The 22236-nt window shown below is 45.9% G+C and carries 13 protein-coding genes; 9 read left to right on the forward strand and 4 right to left on the reverse strand.

Translation table 11 applies throughout. The annotated features are described in order from the left end of the window. Window positions 1–14 precede the first annotated feature (14 nt). From CJF29_RS09885 to CJF29_RS09910, 6 genes are all read left to right on the forward strand, one after another. Window positions 15–3191, forward strand: a complete 3177-nt coding sequence (locus CJF29_RS09885; protein WP_099147234.1) for a cyclically-permuted mutarotase family protein — start codon at window positions 15–17, stop codon at window positions 3189–3191. A gap of 102 nt (window positions 3192–3293) precedes the next feature. Then, entirely contained in the window at window positions 3294–5888 is a 2595-nt protein-coding gene (locus CJF29_RS09890; protein ID WP_099147233.1) for a beta-mannosidase, read from the forward strand. A 34-nt stretch (window positions 5889–5922) separates the two neighbouring features. After that, on the forward strand, window positions 5923–8247 hold the full coding sequence (locus CJF29_RS09895; protein ID WP_099147232.1) for a family 20 glycosylhydrolase: 2325 nt from the start codon (window positions 5923–5925) through the stop codon (window positions 8245–8247). Further along, window positions 8247–10322 carry a family 20 glycosylhydrolase gene (locus CJF29_RS09900; protein ID WP_099147231.1) on the forward strand — a complete coding sequence of 692 codons (2076 nt, stop codon included), beginning with the start codon at window positions 8247–8249 and terminating at the stop codon, window positions 10320–10322. The genes CJF29_RS09895 and CJF29_RS09900 overlap by 1 nt, the downstream gene beginning before the upstream one ends. A 98-nt stretch (window positions 10323–10420) precedes the next feature. Next, on the forward strand, window positions 10421–13165 hold the full coding sequence (locus CJF29_RS09905; RefSeq protein WP_099147230.1) for a SusC/RagA family TonB-linked outer membrane protein: 2745 nt from the start codon (window positions 10421–10423) through the stop codon (window positions 13163–13165). Window positions 13166–13176: 11 nt separating this feature from the next. After that, the gene (locus CJF29_RS09910; protein WP_008999256.1) at window positions 13177–14820 is read left to right on the forward strand and encodes a RagB/SusD family nutrient uptake outer membrane protein; all 1644 of its coding nucleotides are present in this window, start codon (window positions 13177–13179) and stop codon (window positions 14818–14820) included. 86 nt (window positions 14821–14906) lie between these two features. On the opposite strand, the gene CJF29_RS09915 is transcribed toward CJF29_RS09910, so the two are convergent. The 4 genes from CJF29_RS09915 to CJF29_RS09930 all read right to left on the reverse strand — a co-directional run bounded on the left by CJF29_RS09915 (window position 14907) and on the right by CJF29_RS09930 (window position 19073). After that, a complete protein-coding gene (locus CJF29_RS09915; RefSeq protein ID WP_099147229.1) occupies window positions 14907–16046 on the reverse strand; it encodes a DNA alkylation repair protein in 1140 nt (379 codons plus the stop codon). Window positions 16047–16079: 33 nt separating this feature from the next. Beyond that, complete coding sequence (locus CJF29_RS09920; RefSeq protein WP_008999258.1) at window positions 16080–17105, reverse strand: YbjQ family protein; 1026 nt, start codon at window positions 17103–17105, stop codon at window positions 16080–16082. Window positions 17106–17267: 162 nt separating this feature from the next. Further along, complete coding sequence (gene dnaJ / locus CJF29_RS09925) at window positions 17268–18452, reverse strand: molecular chaperone DnaJ (protein WP_004307195.1); 1185 nt, start codon at window positions 18450–18452, stop codon at window positions 17268–17270. A 39-nt stretch (window positions 18453–18491) separates the two neighbouring features. Next, window positions 18492–19073 carry a nucleotide exchange factor GrpE gene (locus CJF29_RS09930; RefSeq protein WP_099147228.1) on the reverse strand — a complete coding sequence of 194 codons (582 nt, stop codon included), beginning with the start codon at window positions 19071–19073 and terminating at the stop codon, window positions 18492–18494. 265 nt (window positions 19074–19338) lie between these two features. Between CJF29_RS09930 and CJF29_RS09935 the strand changes: the two genes are divergently transcribed. The 3 genes from CJF29_RS09935 to CJF29_RS09945 all read left to right on the forward strand — a co-directional run bounded on the left by CJF29_RS09935 (window position 19339) and on the right by CJF29_RS09945 (window position 22236). Then, window positions 19339–20958 carry an ABC-F family ATP-binding cassette domain-containing protein gene (locus CJF29_RS09935; RefSeq protein ID WP_074560212.1) on the forward strand — a complete coding sequence of 540 codons (1620 nt, stop codon included), beginning with the start codon at window positions 19339–19341 and terminating at the stop codon, window positions 20956–20958. Between the two features lie 106 nt (window positions 20959–21064). Then, entirely contained in the window at window positions 21065–21622 is a 558-nt protein-coding gene (locus CJF29_RS09940) for a YdeI/OmpD-associated family protein (protein WP_074560209.1), read from the forward strand. Between the two features lie 245 nt (window positions 21623–21867). Further along, window positions 21868–22236, forward strand: a complete 369-nt coding sequence (locus CJF29_RS09945) for a hypothetical protein (RefSeq protein ID WP_176817105.1) — start codon at window positions 21868–21870, stop codon at window positions 22234–22236.

Below are 22236 nucleotides of genomic sequence, written 5' to 3' on the forward strand. Positions count from 1 at the left end.
ACCGGAAAAAATAAATGAAAAAGATTTTACTATTATCCGTCTGTCTGTTCGTTTGTTGGGCATTGTTTGCCCAACAACGGATAAAGGTTGCATGTGTAGGAAACAGTATCACCTACGGAACCGGACTGGCTGACCGTGCAACGCAATCTTATCCCGTACAGTTACAGAAATTGTTGGGAGAGCATTATGAAGTTGAAAACTTCGGGAAGCCCGGCGCCACCCTGCTCAATCAGGGACACCGTCCATATACACGACAGGAAGAATACCGCAAAGCATTGGATTTTGCAGGAGATATTGTGGTCATCCATCTGGGAATCAATGACACCGACCCTCGTGACTGGCCCAACTATCGTGATTCCTTTGTGACAGACTATTTGAATCTGATGGATACATTCCGCAAGGCAAATCCCGATGTTCGGATTATCATCGCGCGGATGACTCCGATTGCCGACCGTCATAACCGTTTCCTTTCGGGGACCCGCGACTGGCACGGCGAGATGCAGACAGCTATCGAAACGGTAGCACATTATGCCGGTGTGCAGTTAATAGATTTTCGAGAACCGCTTTATCCCTATCCTTTCTTGCTGCCAGACGCCGTTCATCCTACCGCTGAAGGGGCTGCGATAATGGCGAAAACAGTTTATTCGGCTATCACCGGAGATTATGGCGGCTTGAAGTTATCTCCGCTTTACATGGATAATATGGTTCTTCAGCGCGATACCCCCTTGCTGATTCACGGGACAGCTAATGCGGGTGAACAAGTGACAGTCCGCATAGACCATCAGCAGTGGATAACTAAAGCTGCACTAGACGGAAAATGGTCGGTGAAATTATCACCGTTGAAAGCCGGTGGCCCTTACACGCTGACCATCTCCACTTCTCAAAGAATCTTGAAATATACAAATGTGCTGGCAGGGGAAGTGTGGCTGTGTTCCGGTCAGTCGAATATGGAATTTATGTTGCGGCAGGCCACTACGGGCAAAAAAGACATCCCCCAAGCCGCCGATGAACAGTTGCGTCTGTATGATATGAAAGCACGCTGGCGCACGGACGCGGTGCAATGGGACGCTTCCGTCCTTGATTCCCTGAATCATCTCCAATATTATAAAGATACTGAATGGGCAATCTGTACTCCCGCCAATGCTGCCCGTTTCTCGGCCATCGCTTATTATTTCGGCCAGATGTTGCGGGATAGCTTGAAAGTTCCGGTGGGGTTGATATGTAACGCTATCGGTGGTTCGCCTACCGAATCGTGGGTTGATCGGAATACACTGGAATACCAGTTCCCGGCTATATTAAAAGATTGGACGCATAATGATTTTATACAAGACTGGGTGCGCGGACGGGCTGCATTAAATATCAAACAGTCGGAAGAGAAACTCCAGCGCCACCCTTACGAACCTTGCTATCTGTACGAATCGGGCATCCGTCCGTTGGCGCAGTATCCCGTCAGGGGTGTTATCTGGTATCAGGGAGAATCGAATGCTCATAATTACGAAGCTCACGAGAAACTTTTTAAGTTGTTAATCGGCAGTTGGCGTAAAAACTGGGGGAGTGAGACGCTGCCCTTCTACTATGTACAACTTTCCGGTATTGCCCGTCCTTCATGGCCGTGGTTCCGCGACAGCCAGCGCAGGATGATGAACGAAATACTGAATACGGGTATGGCGGTATCGAGTGATTGGGGCGATTCACTGGATGTACATCCCAGAAATAAGAAGCCGGTGGGAGAACGCTTGGCTCGTTGGGCATTGAACAAGACGTATGGAATGTGCCATGTACTGCCTTCCGGCCCGTTATTCCGCCAAGCCGATTTTCGGGAAGGCGCTGTATATATAATCTTTGATTATGGCGAAGGCTTGAGAAGTTCCGACGGTCAATCTTTGTGTACGTTTGAAGTAGCCGAAACGGATGGCGTTTATTACCCCGCAGTTGCCGAAGTGGAAGAGGGGAGAACTTGCGGGGCAGAAACGGGACGGATAAAAGTATATAGCGAACAGGTAAAGCATCCGCGATATGTCCGGTATGGCTGGCAGCCTTTCACGCGGGCGAATCTGGTAAATAAAGATGGGCTACCTGCTTCTACCTTCAAAGCCGAAGCACCGGAGTCGTTCGTCAAAAGCATTGACTTGCAGAAAATGAAAGGATTCCCGAAATCAGAGAAAGGTATTGAATCGGGTGTTTCTGCCTGCTATTCAGGAATCCTGAGCGGAAAGCTATTGATAGCCGGCGGCTGTAACTTTCCCGGAACACCTGCCAGTGAAGGTGGAAAAAAGAAATACTACCAAGGCATTTATGTAGCGGAAATGAATCCCGACACGCTGCTTCTTTGGAAAAAAGTAGGCGGGCTTCCTGCACCTGCCGCATACGGAGTTTCCGTATCTTGTCCCGACGGCATTATCTGTGCAGGCGGAATGAACGACCACGGCGCATTGACCGGCGTTTACAAAATCCGGTGGGACGAAAAGAAAGGCAAAGTCTTCCTGGAAACTCTACCCGATTTGCCCTACGCCTTAGACAATATGTACGGAACACTAGCCGGTAGCCAACTTTTTATCACCGGTGGAAATAGAAGTGAAAAAAAAACAAATAGAAACGGAAAGCCTTCAAACTCTTTTCTTTGCCTTGACTTAAACAATCCCGCGGCAGGTTGGCAACAACTTCCCGAATTTCCCGGAGCACCGCGTCTGCAACCCGTCTGTGCCGGGGAGTACAAGGATGGCGAAGCCCGTATTTACCTGTGGGGCGGATTTGCCGCTTCCACCGATGGCAATCCTGCCACACTTTCCACTGACGGCTATTGCTATTCATCCACGTCCCGGCAATGGACTCGCATAGCCACTCCGACGGGAAACAATGGTGAAACCATATCTTTGGGTGGCGGGACAGCCATTGCCATCAATGAAAACCTGATTCTTTGTACCGGTGGAGTGAATAAGGATATATTCCTCGCTGCTCTTCGACACCCTGAAAAGGACTATCTTCTCCATCCCGCCGAGTGGTACAAATTCAATGACCGGATATTAGTATATGACATCCATCAGAATACATGGCAGGAAGTTGCCCGTACACCGCAAACGGCACGTGCGGGAGCGTCATTGGTAGGATGGAACAAAACATATTACAACATAAACGGAGAATTGAAGCCGGGCGTCCGTACTTCTGAAATAATTAGGATAACGGTTGAATAATAAAAAGAATAACAGATGTAAACAACATATTTTGTTAAATTATCAGTGAAATTTGCTGAAAAAACAATATCTTTGAATCCGTTAATATCTAATGCCCCCACTATGATGATTAATTTGATCGGAAAAAAGGCTCAAATAGCATGTGGATTACTATGCTGTTGCAGTATGGCATATGCACAGAGCAATGACAATTCCGAAGTTGTCGTTCTAAATACAGGTTGGGAATTTTCCCAGGCAGGAACAGAGCTGTGGCAATCGGCACAGGTTCCGGGCACCGTTCATCAGGACCTTATCTACCATAAACAAATACCCGATCCTTTTTATGGCATCAATGAACAAAAGATTCAGTGGGTGGAAAATGAAGACTGGGAATACCGGACTGCTTTTACAGTTACCCCCGAACAACTGAAACGGGATGACGCCCAATTGGTTTTTGAAGGTCTTGACACATACGCCGATGTATACCTCAATGGAGCATTGTTGCTGAAAGCCGATAACATGTTTGTCGGTTATACCATACCTGTCAAGTCCCAACTCCGTATCGGAGAAAACCTTCTTCACATCTATTTTCATTCCCCCATCCGGCAGACACTGCCTCAATATAACTCGAACGGATTCAACTATCCGGCAGACAACGACCATCACGACAAACATTTAAGCATATTCTCCCGTAAAGCCCCTTACAGTTATGGCTGGGACTGGGGAATCCGCATGGTGACCAGCGGCATCTGGCGTCCGGTGACCATCCGTTTTTATGACGCAGCTTCTATCAGTGACTATCACGTAAAGCAACTCGCACTGACCGACCAGCTCGCAAATCTGTCTAATGAATTAGAAATAAACAACATACTCTCCCGGCCACTTCAGGCAGAGGTGAGAATCAATACCTCATTCGAAAGAAGTGCAGAAAAAAGCATCAGCCAGGCAATCACCTTACAGCCCGGAATCAATCATGTTTCCATACCTTCCGAAGTGGCATCCCCCGTACGTTGGATGCCGAATGGATGGGGAAAGCCCGCCCTGTATGATTTCTCCGCTCAAATCATAGTAGAAGATAAAGTCGTAGCCGAGCAATCGCACCGGATAGGACTGCGTACTGTTCGCCTCGTTAATGAAAAAGATAAAGACGGAGAATCCTTCTATTTTGAAGTAAATGGTGTACCTATGTTTGCCAAAGGAGCCAATTACATCCCCCAGGATGCACTCTTGACTAACGTCACTACCGAACGCTACCAAACCTTATTCCGCGACATCCGCGAAGCGAACATGAATGTCATTCGTGTATGGGGAGGTGGAACGTACGAAGATGACCGTTTCTATGACCTGGCAGATGAAAACGGAATACTGGTGTGGCAAGACTTCATGTTTGCCTGCACTCCCTATCCGTCCGACCCCACCTTTCTGAAAAGGGTAGAGGCGGAAGCCTGCTATAACATCCGTCGCCTTCGCAATCATGCTTCCCTGGCGATGTGGTGCGGCAATAACGAAATACTGGAAGCCTTAAAATATTGGGGATTCGACAAGAACTTCCCGCCCGAAATCTATCAGGAAATGTTTCGAGGCTACGACAAACTGTTCCATCAGCTCCTTCCAGCCAAGGTTAAGGAACTGGATGCCGACCGTTTCTACATACACAGCTCCCCGTATTTTGCCAACTGGGGGCGTCCTGAATCCTGGGGGATAGGAGACAGCCATAACTGGGGAGTCTGGTATGGTCAAAAAACATTCGAGTCACTCGATACAGACCTGCCCCGTTTCATGAGCGAATTCGGTTTTCAGTCCTTCCCGGAAATGAAGACCATCTCCACTTTCGCCGCTCCGGAAGATTATCAGATAGAATCGGAAGTGATGAATGCTCATCAGAAAAGCAGCATCGGCAACGCCCTGATTCGTACCTACATGGAGCGCGACTATATCATCCCCGAAAAATTTGAAGACTTTGTCTATGTCGGACTAGTGCTGCAAGGACAAGGAATGCGTCACGGACTGGAAGCACACCGCCGGAACCGTCCTTACTGTATGGGTACCCTGTATTGGCAACTGAATGACAGCTGGCCGGTAGTATCCTGGTCGAGCATCGACTATTACGGTAATTGGAAAGCCCTGCATTACCAAGCCAAACGAGCCTTTGCTCCAATCCTCATCAATCCTATCCGGCAAAACGACAGCCTCAATATCTACCTGATTTCCGACTGTCCGGACACCAAAGACCACCTGATGTTGGAAATGAAAGTAACAGACTTTGACGGAAAGAAACAAGGCAAGCCTATACGACTCAACACATTGACAGTTCCGGCTAACACTTCCCAATGCGTGTACCGTATAAAAAACGACACCTGGCTATCACCGGAAGAACAGCAACGCTGTTTCATGCAACTGACGCTGAAAGACAAGGCAGGAAACACCCTTGCCGAAACCGTATATTTCTTTAGAAAAACAAAAGACCTGCTTCTGCCTGAAACAACCGTTTCCTGCAAGATGAAACAGAAAGACGGCATGTGTGAACTGACATTGTTTTCTCCCGCTCTTGCAAAAGATGTCTTTATTGAAATTCCTTTGCAGGGAGCCCGTTTCAGCGACAACTTTTTCGACCTTCTTCCCGGAGAACGTAAAACGGTCGTCATCACTTCTCCCCAAATAAAGAAAGGAGAGGAGCTGCCTTTGACAATCAAACATATTCGTGAAACTTATAATTAATCTATTAATAACTTAACACTTAATTTTTTAGTTTATGAAGCAACTCTTTAAATTAACCGGATGTCTGGCACTAGCAGGACTTTTTGCCTCTTGCCAATCGGTGCAACAGGAAGCCAACTACCAGATCATCCCCATGCCACAAGAAATTGTAACCGCTCAAGGAAGTCCCTTCATCCTCAAGAGCAGTGTGAAAATTCTCTATCCGGAAGGAAACGAGAAGATGCAACGCAACGCAAAATTCCTGGCAGACTATCTGAAAACGGCTACCGGAAAAGATTTCGCCATTGAAGCCGGAACAGAAGGTAAAAACGCAATCGTACTGGCATTAGGCACGGAGAACGAAAATCCGGAATCCTACCAGATGAAAGTTACCGGTGACGGAATCACGATTACTGGTCCTACGGAAGCCGGCGTATTCTATGGCATCCAGTCCCTGCGCAAATCATTGCCTGTGGCTGTCGGTGCGGATATTGCCATGCCAGCCGTAGAAATCAATGACGCTCCCCGCTTTGGCTATCGTGGCGCGCATTTCGATACCAGCCGTCATTTCTTTACCGTGGATGAAATAAAGACCTACATCGACATGCAGGCTTTACATAACATGAACCGCCTCCACTGGCATATCACCGACGATCAAGGTTGGCGTCTGGAAATCAAAAAATACCCGAAACTGACTGAAATCGGTGCTAACAGAACAGAAACAGTCATCGGACGTAACTCCGGCGAATACGACGGCAAACCTTACGGTGGATTCTACACCCAGGAACAAGCCAAAGAAATTGTAGATTATGCAGCCGAACGCTACATCACCGTTGTTCCCGAAATCGACCTTCCGGGACACATGCAAGCTGCCCTTGCCGCTTACCCTGAACTGGGTTGTACCGGTGGTCCATACGAAGTATGGAGACAATGGGGTGTATCCGAGGATGTGCTTTGCGCCGGAAACGACCAAGTATTGAAATTCTTGGAAGATGTTTATGGTGAATTGATTGAAATCTTCCCATCACAATATATTCATGTAGGGGGCGACGAATGCCCGAAAGTAAGATGGGAAAAATGTCCGAAGTGCCAGGCACGTATCAAAGCATTGGGATTGAAGTCAGATCAGAGCCACAGCAAAGAAGAACGTTTGCAGAGCTTTGTCATCAACCATATTGAGAAATTCCTGAACGACCACGGACGTCAAATCATCGGTTGGGATGAAATCCTCGAAGGCGGACTTGCTCCGAATGCTACCGTGATGTCATGGCGTGGTGAGAAAGGTGGTATCGAAGCTGCGAAGCAGAAACACGATGTCATCATGACACCGAACACCTATCTGTATTTCGACTACTACCAAGCTAAAGACATCGAAAACGAACCGTTCGGTATCGGTGGTTATCTGCCGATGGAAAGAGTGTATAGCTACGAGCCGATGCCGGCTTCTCTTACTCCGGAAGAACAGAAATACATCAAGGGAGTGCAAGCCAACCTCTGGACAGAATACATCGCTACCTTCCCGCATGCACAATACATGGTATTGCCTCGTTGGGCTGCTTTGTGTGAAATTCAGTGGTCCAGCCCCGAAAAGAAAAACTATGCCAACTTCCTGTCCCGTCTTCCACAACTGATTAAGTGGTACGATGCAGAAGGATACAATTACGCTAAACACGTATTTGACGTACAAGCCGAGTTTGACCCGAATCCGGCAGAAGGAACAATGGACGTTACCCTGTCTACCATCGACGGTGCCCCTGTTTACTATACATTAGACGGCACAGAACCTACTGCCGCTTCCCCCGTTTACGAAGGAGTATTGAAAATCAAGGAAAATGTAACCCTGTCCGCCAAAGCCATTCGTCCCAACGGCGAAAGCAAGACAGTGACAGAGAAGATTGATTTCAGCAAATCCAGCATGAAGCCGATTGTAGCCAATCAGCCTATCAATGAACAATACCTGTTCAAAGGAGCTTCCACTTTGATAGATGGTCTGAAAGGAAATAGCAGCTATAAGTCAGGCCGTTGGATCGCTTTCAACGGAAACGACATGGATATGACTATCGACCTCCAGCAACCTACTGAAATCTCAAGCGTGGCAATCTCTACCAATGTAGCAAAAGGGGACTGGGTATTTGATGCCAGAAACCTGTCCGTAGAAACTTCAGATGATGGCAAGACCTTCAAAAAGATTGCTTCCGAAGAATATCCGGAGATGAAAGAGACAGACAAAGACGGAATCGTTGAGCACAAACTAACCTTTGCTCCTGTGACCACCCAATACGTGAGAGTCATTGCTTCACCGGAGAAATCACTTCCGGCATGGCATGGAGGAAAAGGTAAAAACGCATTTTTATTTGTAGACGAAATCAAAATTGATTAATGAATATAAGAAAAGAATACCCTAAAGTTTGTCTTTTCTTATGGATATTGGGGATGTGCTTCCATGCACATCCCATTCTGGCACAGTCCGTCATACCTGTCCCATTAAAAATGGAGCAGGGGACGGGCTCTTTTTTACTGTCAGAAAAGACTAAACTTTATACAAACCTGCAAGGTGGAGAAGCGGAACTCTGGGAGAATTACCTGAAAGCATTACCTGTTCAGCTGAAAGAAGCGAGAATGAAAGACAGGAAACAGATGCTTTTCTTATTGATAACCCCCAAGACTCCCCAATTGCCATCACCGGAAAGCTATACACTCTCCGTCACCCCTCAACGAATCGAGATCCGGGCAACTTCGGGAGCCGGATTATTCTATGGAATGCAAACCCTGTTACAGCTGATGCAACCGGCGGGCACAGGCAGCTATTCCGTAGCCTCTGTCGAGATAGAAGACACCCCGCGTTTTGCTTACCGCGGACTGATGCTGGACGTATCCCGCCATTTCTCTACCAAAGAGTTTATAAAGAAGCAGATAGATACATTGGCATATTACAAAATCAACCGTTTGCACCTGCATCTGACCGATGCGGCAGGCTGGCGGCTTGAAATCAAGAAATACCCTTTACTGACCGATTTTGCAGCCTGGCGTACAGACCCCACTTGGAAGAAATGGTGGAACGGTGGACGTAAATACCTCCGTTACGATGAACCCGGAGCTTCCGGCGGCTATTACACCCAGAACGATATTCGTGAAATACAGGAATATGCCCGTCAGCACTATATCACCGTGATTCCGGAGATTGAAATGCCTTCCCATTCGGAAGAAGTGCTGGCTGCCTACCCGCAGCTATCCTGTTCGGGAGAACCTTACAAGAACTCCGATTTCTGTGTCGGCAATGAAGAAACTTTCACCTTTCTGGAGAATGTACTGACGGAAGTCATGGAACTTTTCCCTTCCGAATACATTCATGTAGGAGGTGATGAGGCCGGTAAATCGGCTTGGAAGACCTGTCCGAAATGTCAGAAGAGAATGAAAGACGAGCATCTGGTCAATGTAGACGAGCTGCAAAGCTATCTGATACACCGTATCGAAAAGTTCCTCAACAATCATGGACGCCGTCTCTTGGGATGGGACGAGATTCTGCAAGGAGGCATTGCGCCCAATGCAACCGTTATGTCGTGGCGTGGAGAAGAGGGTGGTATCGCTGCTGTCACTTCCGGCCATCATGCCATCATGACACCGGGTGCATACTGTTATCTGGACAGCTATCAGGACGCCCCGTACTCCCAGCCGGAAGCTATCGGCGGCTACCTGCCATTGAAGAAAGTATATGCCTACGATCCTGTTCCCGCTTCTTTAACTGCGGAGCAGGCAAAGTTAGTCTACGGCGTGCAGGGCAACCTATGGGTGGAATATATCCCTACTCCCGAACACGTGGAATATATGATTTATCCCCGTATGCTGGCATTGGCGGAAGTAGCCTGGTCGGCTCCGGAACGTAAGTCGTGGCCCGATTTCCATACCCGCGCACTGTCAGCAGTGGCCGATTTACAGAAAAAAGGATACCATCCTTTTGATTTGAGCAAAGAAATCGGCAGCCGTCCCGAATCTCTTCAACCAGTCAGCCATTTGGCGCTCGGTAAAAAAGTGATCTATAACTCCTCCTATAGCCCCCATTATCCCGCACAAGGCAACACAGCCCTGACAGACGGCATACGTGGTGACTGGACTTATGGTGATGGTTCATGGCAAGGATTTATCTCGGACAACCGTCTCGATGTGACGATTGATATGGAAAAAGAAACCCCTATCCATTCCGTCACCACCGCTTTTATGCAAGTGGTCGGCGCGGAAGTATTCCTGCCGGAGACAGTGATTATTTCCATTTCCGATGATGGAATTAACTTCACGGAGTTGCAAAAACAACACTTTGAAGTGAGCAAAGAAACCCCTATCCGGTTTACGGATATTTCATGGCAGGGAGAAGCCAAAGGAAGATACGTACGTTACCAGGCACAGGCCGGAAGCGAATTCGGAGGGTGGATATTTACGGATGAGATAATCGTGAAATAGACATTGTCAATATCATTTATGAATAAAAGAGGGAATCTATTCAACCAGATTCTCTCTTTTTTTGTTATATTTGTATTATTACCTTAAAAACTAAGAATATGGTACAACACGCTAGACTCATTTTCTACACCCTTCTTCTTCTGGTAATCCCGTGCGAGAGCACCTTGGCGCAGAAGATTCCCGTCACGCCCATAGACTCATTGATAACTGTTGGATATGCCACCGGAAGTTTGAAAACCCTCTCCGGTTCCGTAGAGAAGATTACGGAGACACAGATGAATAAAGACCAGATAACGAACCCTTTGGAAGCAATCCGCGGACGTGTGCCGGGCTTGACTATCCAACGCGGGTCAAATGGTCCGGCAGCCTTGGATGCAGTACGCCTGCGGGGAACTACCTCACTGACCAGTGGCAATGACCCTTTGATAATCGTCGACGGAGTATTTGGTGACTTGAGTATGCTCACCTCCATTTACCCTACGGATATTGAGAGCTTCACCATTCTGAAAGACGCTTCCGAAACCGCACAATACGGTTCACGAGGAGCTTCCGGTGTGATCGAGGTCACCACTAAAAAAGGAATGAGCGGCAGAACACAGGTAGCCTACAACGGTAGCTTCGGAATTTCCACCGTCTACAAGAATCTGAAAATGCTGTCCGGCGATGAGTACCGCCGTGTCGCCTCGGAACGCGGGATTTCCATTCTGGATAAAGGAAATAACACCGATTTTCAGAAAGAGATTGAACAGACAGGACTACAACAAAACCATCACATCGCCTTTTATGGCGGTTCCAGTGAGTCCAGCTATCGCGTTTCTCTTGGTTTCATGGATCGTCAGGGAGTGATTTTGAATGAAGACATGAAAAACTTCACTTCGAATATGAACATGAATCAGAAAATGTTCGACGGCTTCCTGAACTGCGAGCTGGGAATGTTCGGTTCCATTCAGAAGAATCATAATCTGGTGGATTATCAGAAAACGTTCTATTCGGCAGCCACATTCAACCCCACCTATCCCAACCATAAAGACCCCGTCACCAATTCCTGGGACGGAATAACGACTGCCAGCCAAATCACCAATCCATTGGCATGGATGGAAGTGCAGGACGATGATGCCACTTCGCACATCAGCACGCACGCCCGTCTGACTTTCAATCTGCTGGAAGGACTGAAACTAAACCTCTTCGGTGCCTATACCTATAATATCGTGGAAAATTCGCAATACCTCCCCACCTCCGTCTGGGCGAACGGCCAGGCTTACAAAGGAACCAAAAAGCGAGAATCCTTGCTGGGCAACATGATGCTGACCTATAAGAAAAACTGGAAAAAACATTTCTTTGACGTGTTGGCACTTGCCGAACTTCAAAAAGAAACCTACACGGGATATTATACAACAGTAAGCAATTTCAGCACCGACAAATTCGGGTATAATAATCTTCAGGCAGGCGCACTCCGCTTGTGGGAAGGCACTAATTCTTACTACGACCAACCCCGTCTGGCATCTTTCATGGGACGTTTCAACTATACATACGCCGACCGCTACGTACTGACGCTGAACGCCCGTACAGATGCTTCCTCCAAATTCGGAGCGAACCATAAATGGGGATTCTTCCCCTCCGCATCTGCCGCATGGGTGATTAGTGAAGAAGAATTTATGAAGCAGTTGCCGATGGTGGATAATCTGAAATTCCGTATTGGCTATGGTCTGGCAGGTAATCAGAGCGGGATTGACTCATACACTACATTGAACCTTGTAAAGCCGAACGGTGTAGTCCCCGTCGGAAACTCCGCCGTCGTATCTTTAGGAGACTTACGGAACACAAATCCCGACCTGAAATGGGAAGTGAAACATACCTTTAATACCGGTATCGACGTAGCTCTTTTCGGCAACCGCCTGCTGCTTTCCGCCAACTATTACAACTCCCGAACCACAGACATGCTTTACCTTTACAACGTAAGCGTACCGCCTTTCACCTATAACACCTTACTTGCCAACATCGGTTCCATGCGCAACTGGGGTACGGAAATCGCCATCGGCATCACCCCCTTGAAGACCAAGGATATGGAACTGAATATCAATGCCAATATCACTTTCCAGCGCAACAAACTGCTCTCATTAAGCGGTATGTACAACGGCGAAATGCTTTCTGCCCCCGAATATAAAAGTCTTGCCAGCCTCGACGGAGCCGGCTTTCACGGAGGATACAACCACATCGTATATCAGATGGTGGGTCAACCGTTGGGCGTGTTCTATCTTCCCCACAGTACGGGACTCGAATCCGATGGAAACGGTGGATACACCTATGGCATCGCCGATCTGAATGGCGGAGGTGTCAGCCTTGAAGATGGTGAAGACCGCTACGTGGCAGGACAAGCCGTACCTAAAACGATTCTTGGCTCCAACATCAGTTTCCGCTACAAGCGTTTCGACCTGTCTTTGCAGGTTAACGGAGCTTTCGGACATAAAATTTACAACGGAACCTCCCTGACCTATATGAACATGAATATATTTCCCGACTATAACGTAATGAAGAAAGCCCCGAAACAGAACATCAAGGATCAAACCGCCACCGACTATTGGTTGGAAAAGGGAGATTATGTCAACTTCGACTATGTGACGCTGGGTTGGAACGTGCCGATTGAGAAAGTACAGAAACTGAAGAAATATGTCCGTTCCCTGCGTCTGGCATTTACAGTCAACAACCTGGCAACTATTTCCGGTTATTCGGGACTTTCACCTATGATTAACAGTTCAACGGTGAACTCCACTTTAGGCGTGGATGATAAACGGGGATATCCGTTGGCGCGGACGTATACACTGGGATTGAGTATTAACTTTTAATGGAGGAGGAGATGATGAAACAATATATGAAAAATAAAAGTCGGTTAGGATTCTTTCTGGCAATGTGCCTGGGTTTATTCTCATGTAGTAAGTTTTTGGAGGAAAATCCGAAAGATAAGTTACCCGAAGATGACGTTTACAATACAATCTCGGAAGTATATCTCAATGCAGTAGCTTCGCTTTATACATACGTAGGCGGTTATAGTGATAGTCAGGGATTGCAGGGAACGGGTAGGGGAGTCTACGACCTGAACACCTTTACCTCCGACGAAGCCATTATCCCCACCCGTGGAGGTGACTGGTATGACGGTGGTTTTTGGCAAGGACTTTACCTGCACGATTGGGGAATAGAGAATGATGCCATTCAGGCTACATGGGAATATCTCTATAAAGTCGTCATGTTAAGTAACAAATCACTGGAACGGATAGACAAATTCGCCGAAACTCATTCCGCTACGGAACTGCCGGCATACCGTGCCGAAGTACGTGCCATGCGGGCTATGTATTATTATTACCTGATGGATTTGTTCGGACGCATCCCGCTAGTTCAATCCTCTTCCGTAGCAATGAAAGATGTAGTGCAAAGTGAACGGAAAACGGTCTTTGACTTTGTTGTCAAGGAATTGCAAGAGGCGGCTCCTTTGTTGAGCGATGCACATAGCAACCAGTCCGGCCCTTACTATGGCCGTATCACTCGCCCCGTGGTAACTTTCCTACTGGCCAAACTGGCTTTGAACTCCGAAGTTTATACAGACAATGATTGGACGGACGGACAACGCCCGGATGGAAAAAATATAAAGTTCACAGTGAACGGCAGCGAACTCAATGCCTGGGAAACAGTCATCTACTATTGTGACCAACTCAAGACTATGGGCTACAAACTGGAACCGGAATACGAAACGAATTTCTCTATATTCAACGAACCGTCCGTAGAGAATGTCTTCACTATCCCGATGAACAAAACTCTGTACACCAACCAGATGCAATATCTCTTCCGTTCCCGCCACTATAATCACGCCAAGGCTTACGGACTAAGCGGTGAGAACGGTCCCAGCGCCACCATTGAAGCCCTCGAAGCTTTCGGTTATGAAACCGCGGAACAAGATCCCCGTTTTGATATTTGCTATTTTGCAGGAATTGTCCACGACCTGAAAGGAAACATAATCAAACTGGATAATGGAACGGTACTGGAATATCTGCCCTGGAAAGTATCTCTGGATATAACAGACACCCCATACGAACAAACCGCAGGAGCCCGCATGAAAAAGTATGAAGTCGACCCGACTGCCACAAAAGACGGTAAGTTGATGGAGAATGACATTGTATTGTTCCGCTATGCAGACGCTTTGTTGATGAAGAGTGAAGCGAAAGTCCGGAACGGAGCAAACGGAGATGAAGAACTCAATGAAGTTCGTAGCCGTGTCAACGCTTCTCCCCGCACTGCCACTTTAGAGAATATCCTTGCCGAACGTCAGCTGGAACTGGCTTGGGAAGGATGGAGACGACAGGACTTAGTCCGCTTCGGGAAGTTTACAAGAGCTTACAGCAGCCGTCCGCAACTGCCGGATGAAGCAAGTGGCTATACAACTGTATTCCCTATACCGGAGAAAATACGGGTGATGAATGAGAGGTTGAAACAGAATCCGGGGTATTAGGAAGAAGATAGTAGTAATCAAAATAAAAAATCCTCGATTTTCATCCGGAGAATCGAGGATTTATATTATTTGTTGCAGCAATCGAATTACTCAATCAAAACGAAATCATATTTTTCAAATTCACTCCCATTGATTATTATAGCAATTTGATGAAGCCCGAGATGGAATTTTCTCGTCGTAACCACGCGGAAAGAGTGCTTTCGCGTTATTCGTGTGGTAGAATTCCCAGTATATTCTTTTTCGCTGATTTTATGAACTTTCTTCGTCAGCGTTCCATTTGCTTTTTGGTAATAAATACCATATTCAAGCCGTATTTTGATTGTCTTATTGCTATGATTCAACAAGTTAAAACCAAACTCCAACGAATCCCCGACTTTAACCTTAGGACTTGAAATCTGAAAATCCTCCACACTAATATTATTTCTGATAGAATCAAAACCAAACAACTCCATCACCTCCGGAATCCCTTGCTTTAAGAGCGTCCGGCAACCGTGTTTAATAATCCAGTCTACCTCTTTCGATTCACCCTTCCATTTCTTTGCTAAATCAATGACAATTTCCGGATTATCTTTCGCAATATCATTCAAATTATTGGCAACGCTCAACCGTACAAATTTTGCCGGATCATTTTTAAGATTCTCCAAAATAGGAATAATAGGTGTCGGATCTTTCTTCAGATTCGGCAAAGCCATCGCCCAAGGCAAACGCGGACGGCAACCTTCTGACGCAAGCCGCCTTACTCCCCAATGCTCATGTTTCGACCAAACCAACATCTGCTTCATCATTTCATCCGGATATTTTATAATAAAAGGATGAGTCACAAACTCGCAACTTGTGAACTGCGTGATTTTCTCTATCGCCTTGACAGACGTTTCATAATCATCCAACCCATATTGCTCGACATAATTATCCAGAATCGCCCCATACTCCAGCATCAATCCAAACTTCGTATCATCTATCACCGAAAAATCAGGCCGCGTACTTTTTACATGATCCAACAACTCAAGAATCTTAGCGATTGCCTCTTTGTAATCTGCCGGCAAAAACTTTTTCAGAATGGTAGTGATATGTATGCAGCGCTGTTTAAGTTCCCTGCCTTCCCATTCATCATCCATAACTTGAGAAACAAACCCGTGAGCATCAAAATCATCGATAACAAGTTTCAAATCTTTCGTAAATAGATCGAAAAATTGCTCGTTGTACATATTCTTAAAAGGTTCTGCCATACTTGATTTATATATTTTAGTTAGAGCCCTGACTTATTGGATATATTGTTCAATAATACTATATCTTTCCTTTAAAGAATCAATATGCTTCACCTCCCCCTCGGTCATTCCTTTCATATTAACTCCACATTTCTCGCAAAAGGACGAATCAACAGGATTTTTATGTCCATTTTCGCATATATACTTCTCGCCATTATCTCTTGTAAACACACCGCCTTTTACAACTTCTATTTTTCCCGTATCCGGCAGGCTGTTTAAACACTCTAATATTGTTTTCATCCATTTTAAATCCTTGGCATCATAAGAATTCTTTGTTGCTGACAACAATCTCACCCCTTCGTGGATTTTTCCTTTCACTATTGTTTCATATATAGACTCACCATCAAAAAGACAGCACTCCTTTATTAGAATTCTTATCTTTTTGTGTTCAATATGCTGATAGATAACGGGAATGACGAAATCAGGAGGAGTGGCAGATAAAACCTGTTTGATGTTAGCCGCCTCTTCCGCATAATAATCGAGATCTATGGAGATATATCTTTTTATAAGACTTTCTATTATCTCTGTTTGCGGATATTCCAGTAAAAACTCTACCCATTCGGAAGTCAAAGGTACCGCATCTTTTATTTGCGAAATAATATACCGCCTGTCTATTTCCTTTTGCAAATCAGATTGACTGATGGATGTACGAATGATCTCCTCTTCAGATAATTCTTTATTATTAATTTCAATGATACAGGCCGTTCCGGAAACAGAAACCATAAACATTGATTTATCCTTACCGGAAATTTCATCAAAATCGACTCTGAAACCAACAATCGCATTTGCACCCAAGTTTAATGCTTTTTGTTTCAATGCCTTTGATGCTTCGCCGTATATAATTTCCAATTTTCTTCTATACGAGTCAGAACGTCCACCAAAAAAGTCAGTGAATGATGCAGCAAAATCGGAGAATATATTGGTACCTATCACGATATTGGAACAGATGGTATCTATATATTTTTTTATAGGACAACCCTCTATTGTGTTAGTCGTGGACATGATAAATTCGTTTCTCATAATATGAATTTTAAAGTGTTAGTATTTATTTTATGTCGCTTTACGTCCATTTGTTTGCTACACAAATATATGTCTTTTTTTTAAAAGGACAAGCCCTAAAAACAGAAGTGAGCCACAAAAAAGATTGCAGCTCACTTATACCTTATATATTATAGCAAAAAATTAATCGAAGAAACTCTTGAACTTCTTGAAAATCTTCTCCTTCACCGACGTGTTAGGTTTGAAGTTGTCCGAAGCCTCCATCTTTTCGAGCGTGCTCTTTTCCTCTTTATTGAGCGCTTCCGGCACATAGATACTGATGTTGACGAGTAAATCCCCTGTTCCGTACCCGTTCACATTCGGCAATCCCTTGCCGCGCAAACGGAGCACCTTACCCGGTTGAGTACCCGAATCAATCTTCACTTTCACTTTGCCGTCGATAGTCGGAATTTCCACGGCTCCGCCCAGAGCAGCAGTCGGGAAACTAAGCAACAGATTATAAATCAAATCATTCTCGTCGCGAATCAAGTCCTGATGCGGTTCTTCCTCTACGAGAATCAGCAAGTCGCCTGCCACACCGTTGTGTTTGCCGGCATTTCCTTTGCCACCCATAGAAAGCTGCATACCCTCTGCCACTCCGGCAGGGATTTTCACCGACACCACTTCTTCACCGTAAATGATTCCGTCGCCGCCACACTTCTTACATTTGTTCTTGATAATCTTACCCTCACCGCCACAAGTAGAACAAGTGACGCGAGTCTGCATAGTGCCCAGAATAGTCTGCTGGTTACGGATCACGGAGCCGCTGCCCTTACAAGTAGGACAAGTCTCCGAACCGCCGTCACCTTCGGCACCCGTGCCATGGCACTGGTCACACGGCACATATTTTTTGAGTTTAAATTTCTTTTCTACTCCGGTAGAGATCTCCTTCAGCGTCAGCTTCACTTTCACACGAAGGTCACTGCCGCGATACCGGCGTTGCTGTGAACCGCCACCGCCAAATCCGCTAAACCCTCCGAAGCCTCCCCCGAAACCGCCGCCGCGGCCACCGAAGATGTCGCCAAACATAGAGAAAATGTCATCCATCGACATCCCCTCGCCACCGAAACCACCGAACGGACCGCCATTGCCTGCCGCACCGCTCACTCCCGCATGACCGAACTGATCGTAACGCGAACGCTTTTCCGGGTTACTCAACACGTCATAAGCCTCGGCCGCCTCCTTAAATTTCTCTTCCGCCTCCTTATCCCCCGGATTCTTGTCAGGGTGATACTGGATTGCTTTCTTACGGTACGCTTTCTTAATCTCCTCTACTGTGGCTGTCTTCGTCACCTCCAATATTTCGTAATAGTCTCTTTTTTCTGCCATGCTTCTTTAAAAATTATGAGTTTTATGGGTTGCGAATCCTTATTCCCCTACTACCACTTTGGCGTGGCGCAACACTTTGTCGTTCAGTGTATACCCCGTCTGCACACAATCCAGAATCTTACCTTTCTGTGCTTCCGACGGTGCGGGGATTACCGCGATGGCTTCATGGAAATCAGTATCCAGCGGTTGGTCTTTCGTCTCGATGACTTTCACACCATTTTGAGCCAGAACAGCCATAAATTTATTGTAAATCAGTTCCACCCCTTCTTTTACGGCATTGACATCCGTTGCCGTTTCCATCGTCTTGATGGCACGTTCGAAGTCGTCCACTACCGGAAGAATACTGCCAAGACTCTTTTCGCCACCATTCAGGATCAGTTCGGCCTTCTCCTTTAAAGTGCGTTTACGATAATTGTCGAACTCGGCAGACAAGCGCAGATATTTATCCTTTTGCTCTTCAAGCGCTTCTTGAGCCTTTTCCAGTTCCTTTTCCAACTCCTCTTCATGAGTCAGCGGAGCGGTTCCCTCTGCTTGTTCGTTTTGCGGTTGGTCTTCCGCAGGATTGTGAGTTTCCTCCACATTCAGTTCCTCTTCCTTCATTTTTTTTTCTTTCGGATCCATCTTGGTATTTACTATTTTATTATTTACTATTTAGAAACACACGTTATCTATGCAAGATACCGCTTATAAACATACCGGACTGACCGGATGTCACAGATTTCGTCTGCAAAAACTTTGCCAAGTTGGCCGTTTTGCTAAAAAACGCAGCAAAGGTAACACTTTTATGTCAGATTGGCACATATCAGATAGCTCATAATTCATTTTAAATGTCTACCTTTGCACGCTCAAATAGTAAATAGTAACTAGTAAAATAGTAAATAATAAGATGATTACAGTTTCGAACGTATCGGTTCAGTTTGGTAAAAGAGTGTTATTTAATGACGTAAACCTGAAGTTTACGAGTGGTAATTGTTATGGTATTATCGGTGCGAACGGTGCGGGAAAATCTACGTTTCTTCGTACGATTTACGGAGATCTGGACCCGACAACAGGTACGATTGCGCTCGGACCGGGCGAACGTCTCTCGGTGTTGAGTCAGGACCACTTCAAGTGGGACTCATATACCGTCATGGATACCGTCATGATGGGACATACCGTGTTGTGGGACATCATGAAGCAACGCGAAGAATTGTATGCAAAAGAAGACTTCACAGACGAAGACGGACTGAAAGTATCCGAATTGGAAGAAAAATTTGCCGAGTTGGACGGATGGAATGCGGAAAGCGACGCAGCCATGCTGTTGAGCGGACTGGGCGTGAAAGAAGATAAGCATTACGTATTGATGGGTGAATTGAGTGGTAAGGAAAAAGTACGTGTCATGCTGGCGCAGGCATTGTACGGAAATCCGGACAACCTCTTGCTCGATGAGCCTACCAATGACTTGGATATGGAAACAGTGACCTGGTTGGAAGAATATCTTGCCAACTTCGAGCATACCGTATTGGTGGTAAGCCACGACCGTCACTTCCTCGACTCTGTATGTACACACACCGTAGACATCGACTACGGAAAAATCAATATGTTTGCCGGTAACTATAGTTTCTGGTACGAATCCAGCCAATTGGCTCTCCGTCAGCAACAGAACCAGAAGGCGAAGGCTGAAGAGAAGAAGAAAGAACTCGAAGAGTTTATCCGCCGTTTCAGCGCGAACGTAGCGAAGAGCAAGCAGACAACGAGCCGTAAGAAGATGTTGGAGAAACTGAACGTAGAAGAAATCAAACCTTCTTCACGTAAGTATCCGGGCATCATCTTCACTCCCGAACGCGAGCCGGGCAACCAGATTCTGGAAGTTTCCGGATTGAGCAAGAAGACGGAAGAAGGCGTAGTGCTCTTCAACGACGTGAACTTCAACGTAGAGAAAGGTGACAAGGTGGTATTCCTGTCACGCAATCCGCGCGCGATGACTGCTTTCTTCGAAATTATCAACGGAAACATGAAACCGGATGCAGGTACTTTCAACTGGGGTGTAACCATCACCACTGCTTACCTGCCGGTGGATAATACCGACTTCTTCAATTCCGACCTGAACCTGGTAGACTGGTTGAGCCAGTTTGGAGAAGGCAACGAGGTATATATGAAAGGCTTCCTCGGCCGTATGCTTTTCTCCGGCGAAGAGGTGCTGAAGAAAGTAAGCGTACTCTCCGGAGGTGAGAAGATGCGTTGTATGATTGCCCGTATGCAGCTGCGCAATGCAAACTGCCTCATTCTGGACACTCCGACCAACCATCTGGACTTGGAATCTATCCAGGCGTTCAACAACAACCTGAAGACGTACAAAGGAAATATCCTCTTCTCGTCTCATGACCACGAATTTATCCAGACCGTTGCCAACCGCATCATCGAACTGACACCGAACGGTATCATCGACAAGATGATGGAATATGACGAATATATCACTTCCGACCATATTAAGGAATTGCGGGCGAAGATGTACGGAGACAAATAAGTGACCGGACGAATAAAAGCTCCTGACTCCCATACATGAAGTCTGATGAATAACCAATTTAACAGCAACCTATTCTCAACAATGGGTTGCTGTTCTTTTTAGCACTATGGAAATAAAATATTTTGAAAACAGAGAAGATTGGCGAAAATGGCTGGCAGACAACTTTGAAAACGCCAATGACGTTTGGTTTGTATTCCCCTCCAAATCTTCGGGCGAAAAAAGTGTTACATACAACGACGCTGTCGAAGAAGCCCTTTGCTTCGGATGGATCGACAGCACCATAAAGGCGCTCGACAAAGAACATAAAATCCAGCATTTCACACCCAGAAACCCTAAAAGTTCCTACTCGCAAGCCAACAAAGAGAGACTGAAATGGTTGCTGGAACATAATATGATTCATCCTGATTGGGAAGATAATATACGAAAAGTATTGTCAGCCCCTTTTGTCTTCCCGAATGATATCATCGGAAAACTGAAAGAGGATAAAACAGTATGGGAGAATTACCAACAATTTTCCGATGCGTATAGACGTATCCGAATTGCATACATTGAAGCTGCCAGAAAACGGCCCGAAGAATTTGAAAAGCGATTGAACAACTTCATCAATAAAACGAAGGAAAATAAAATGATAAAAGGATTTGGGGGAATTGAAAAATACTACTAATCCCTATGTCTGTAATTGTAACTTTGATTGTAATAACAGGACAGAAGCATTATGCACATAATTAATATTCAATTCTCTTTCTCGAGCGTAGTTATTTTTCTGCTCTTCACCTTTCTTCCAGATTCCTGATAAATAGTGTGTTTACGGGTGAAGGGGCGCTCTTACACGTAACCATTCTATTTTCCGCCTTGACATAAGTTGTTAGCCGCCATATCTTTGCGCCGTAACCTTTAACAAAAATGATTATGGCAAAAGAAAAAGTAAACTATCAGGAGGTATATGACCTCTACCAGTTATGCAGCGAGACCAAGGATCTTCGGGAGTTCTGTGCTGATTATGGGGTAAATTACGACAAGTTCATGAACTGGCAGCGTCACCAACTGTGGAGTGAGAAGTTAGGCAAGACAGTCCAGGTTGAGCAGCCCAAGGTTGCCAAAGTCCAGATAACCGGGAAACCATGCAATAGTCCAACTGTGAAGTTGGAAGTGAAACAGCCTGAAGGTGAACCACCAATAAAATGGATTAAGTTACAGTTGGTGTCTGGCGCAACACTGTTCCTGAGAAACACCACCGTTCTTGATTTGAGCCTGTTGCTTAATAAAATGATAGGATGA

The organism is Bacteroides celer (genome assembly GCF_002632415.2).
Lineage (GTDB): Bacteria > Bacteroidota > Bacteroidia > Bacteroidales > Bacteroidaceae > Bacteroides.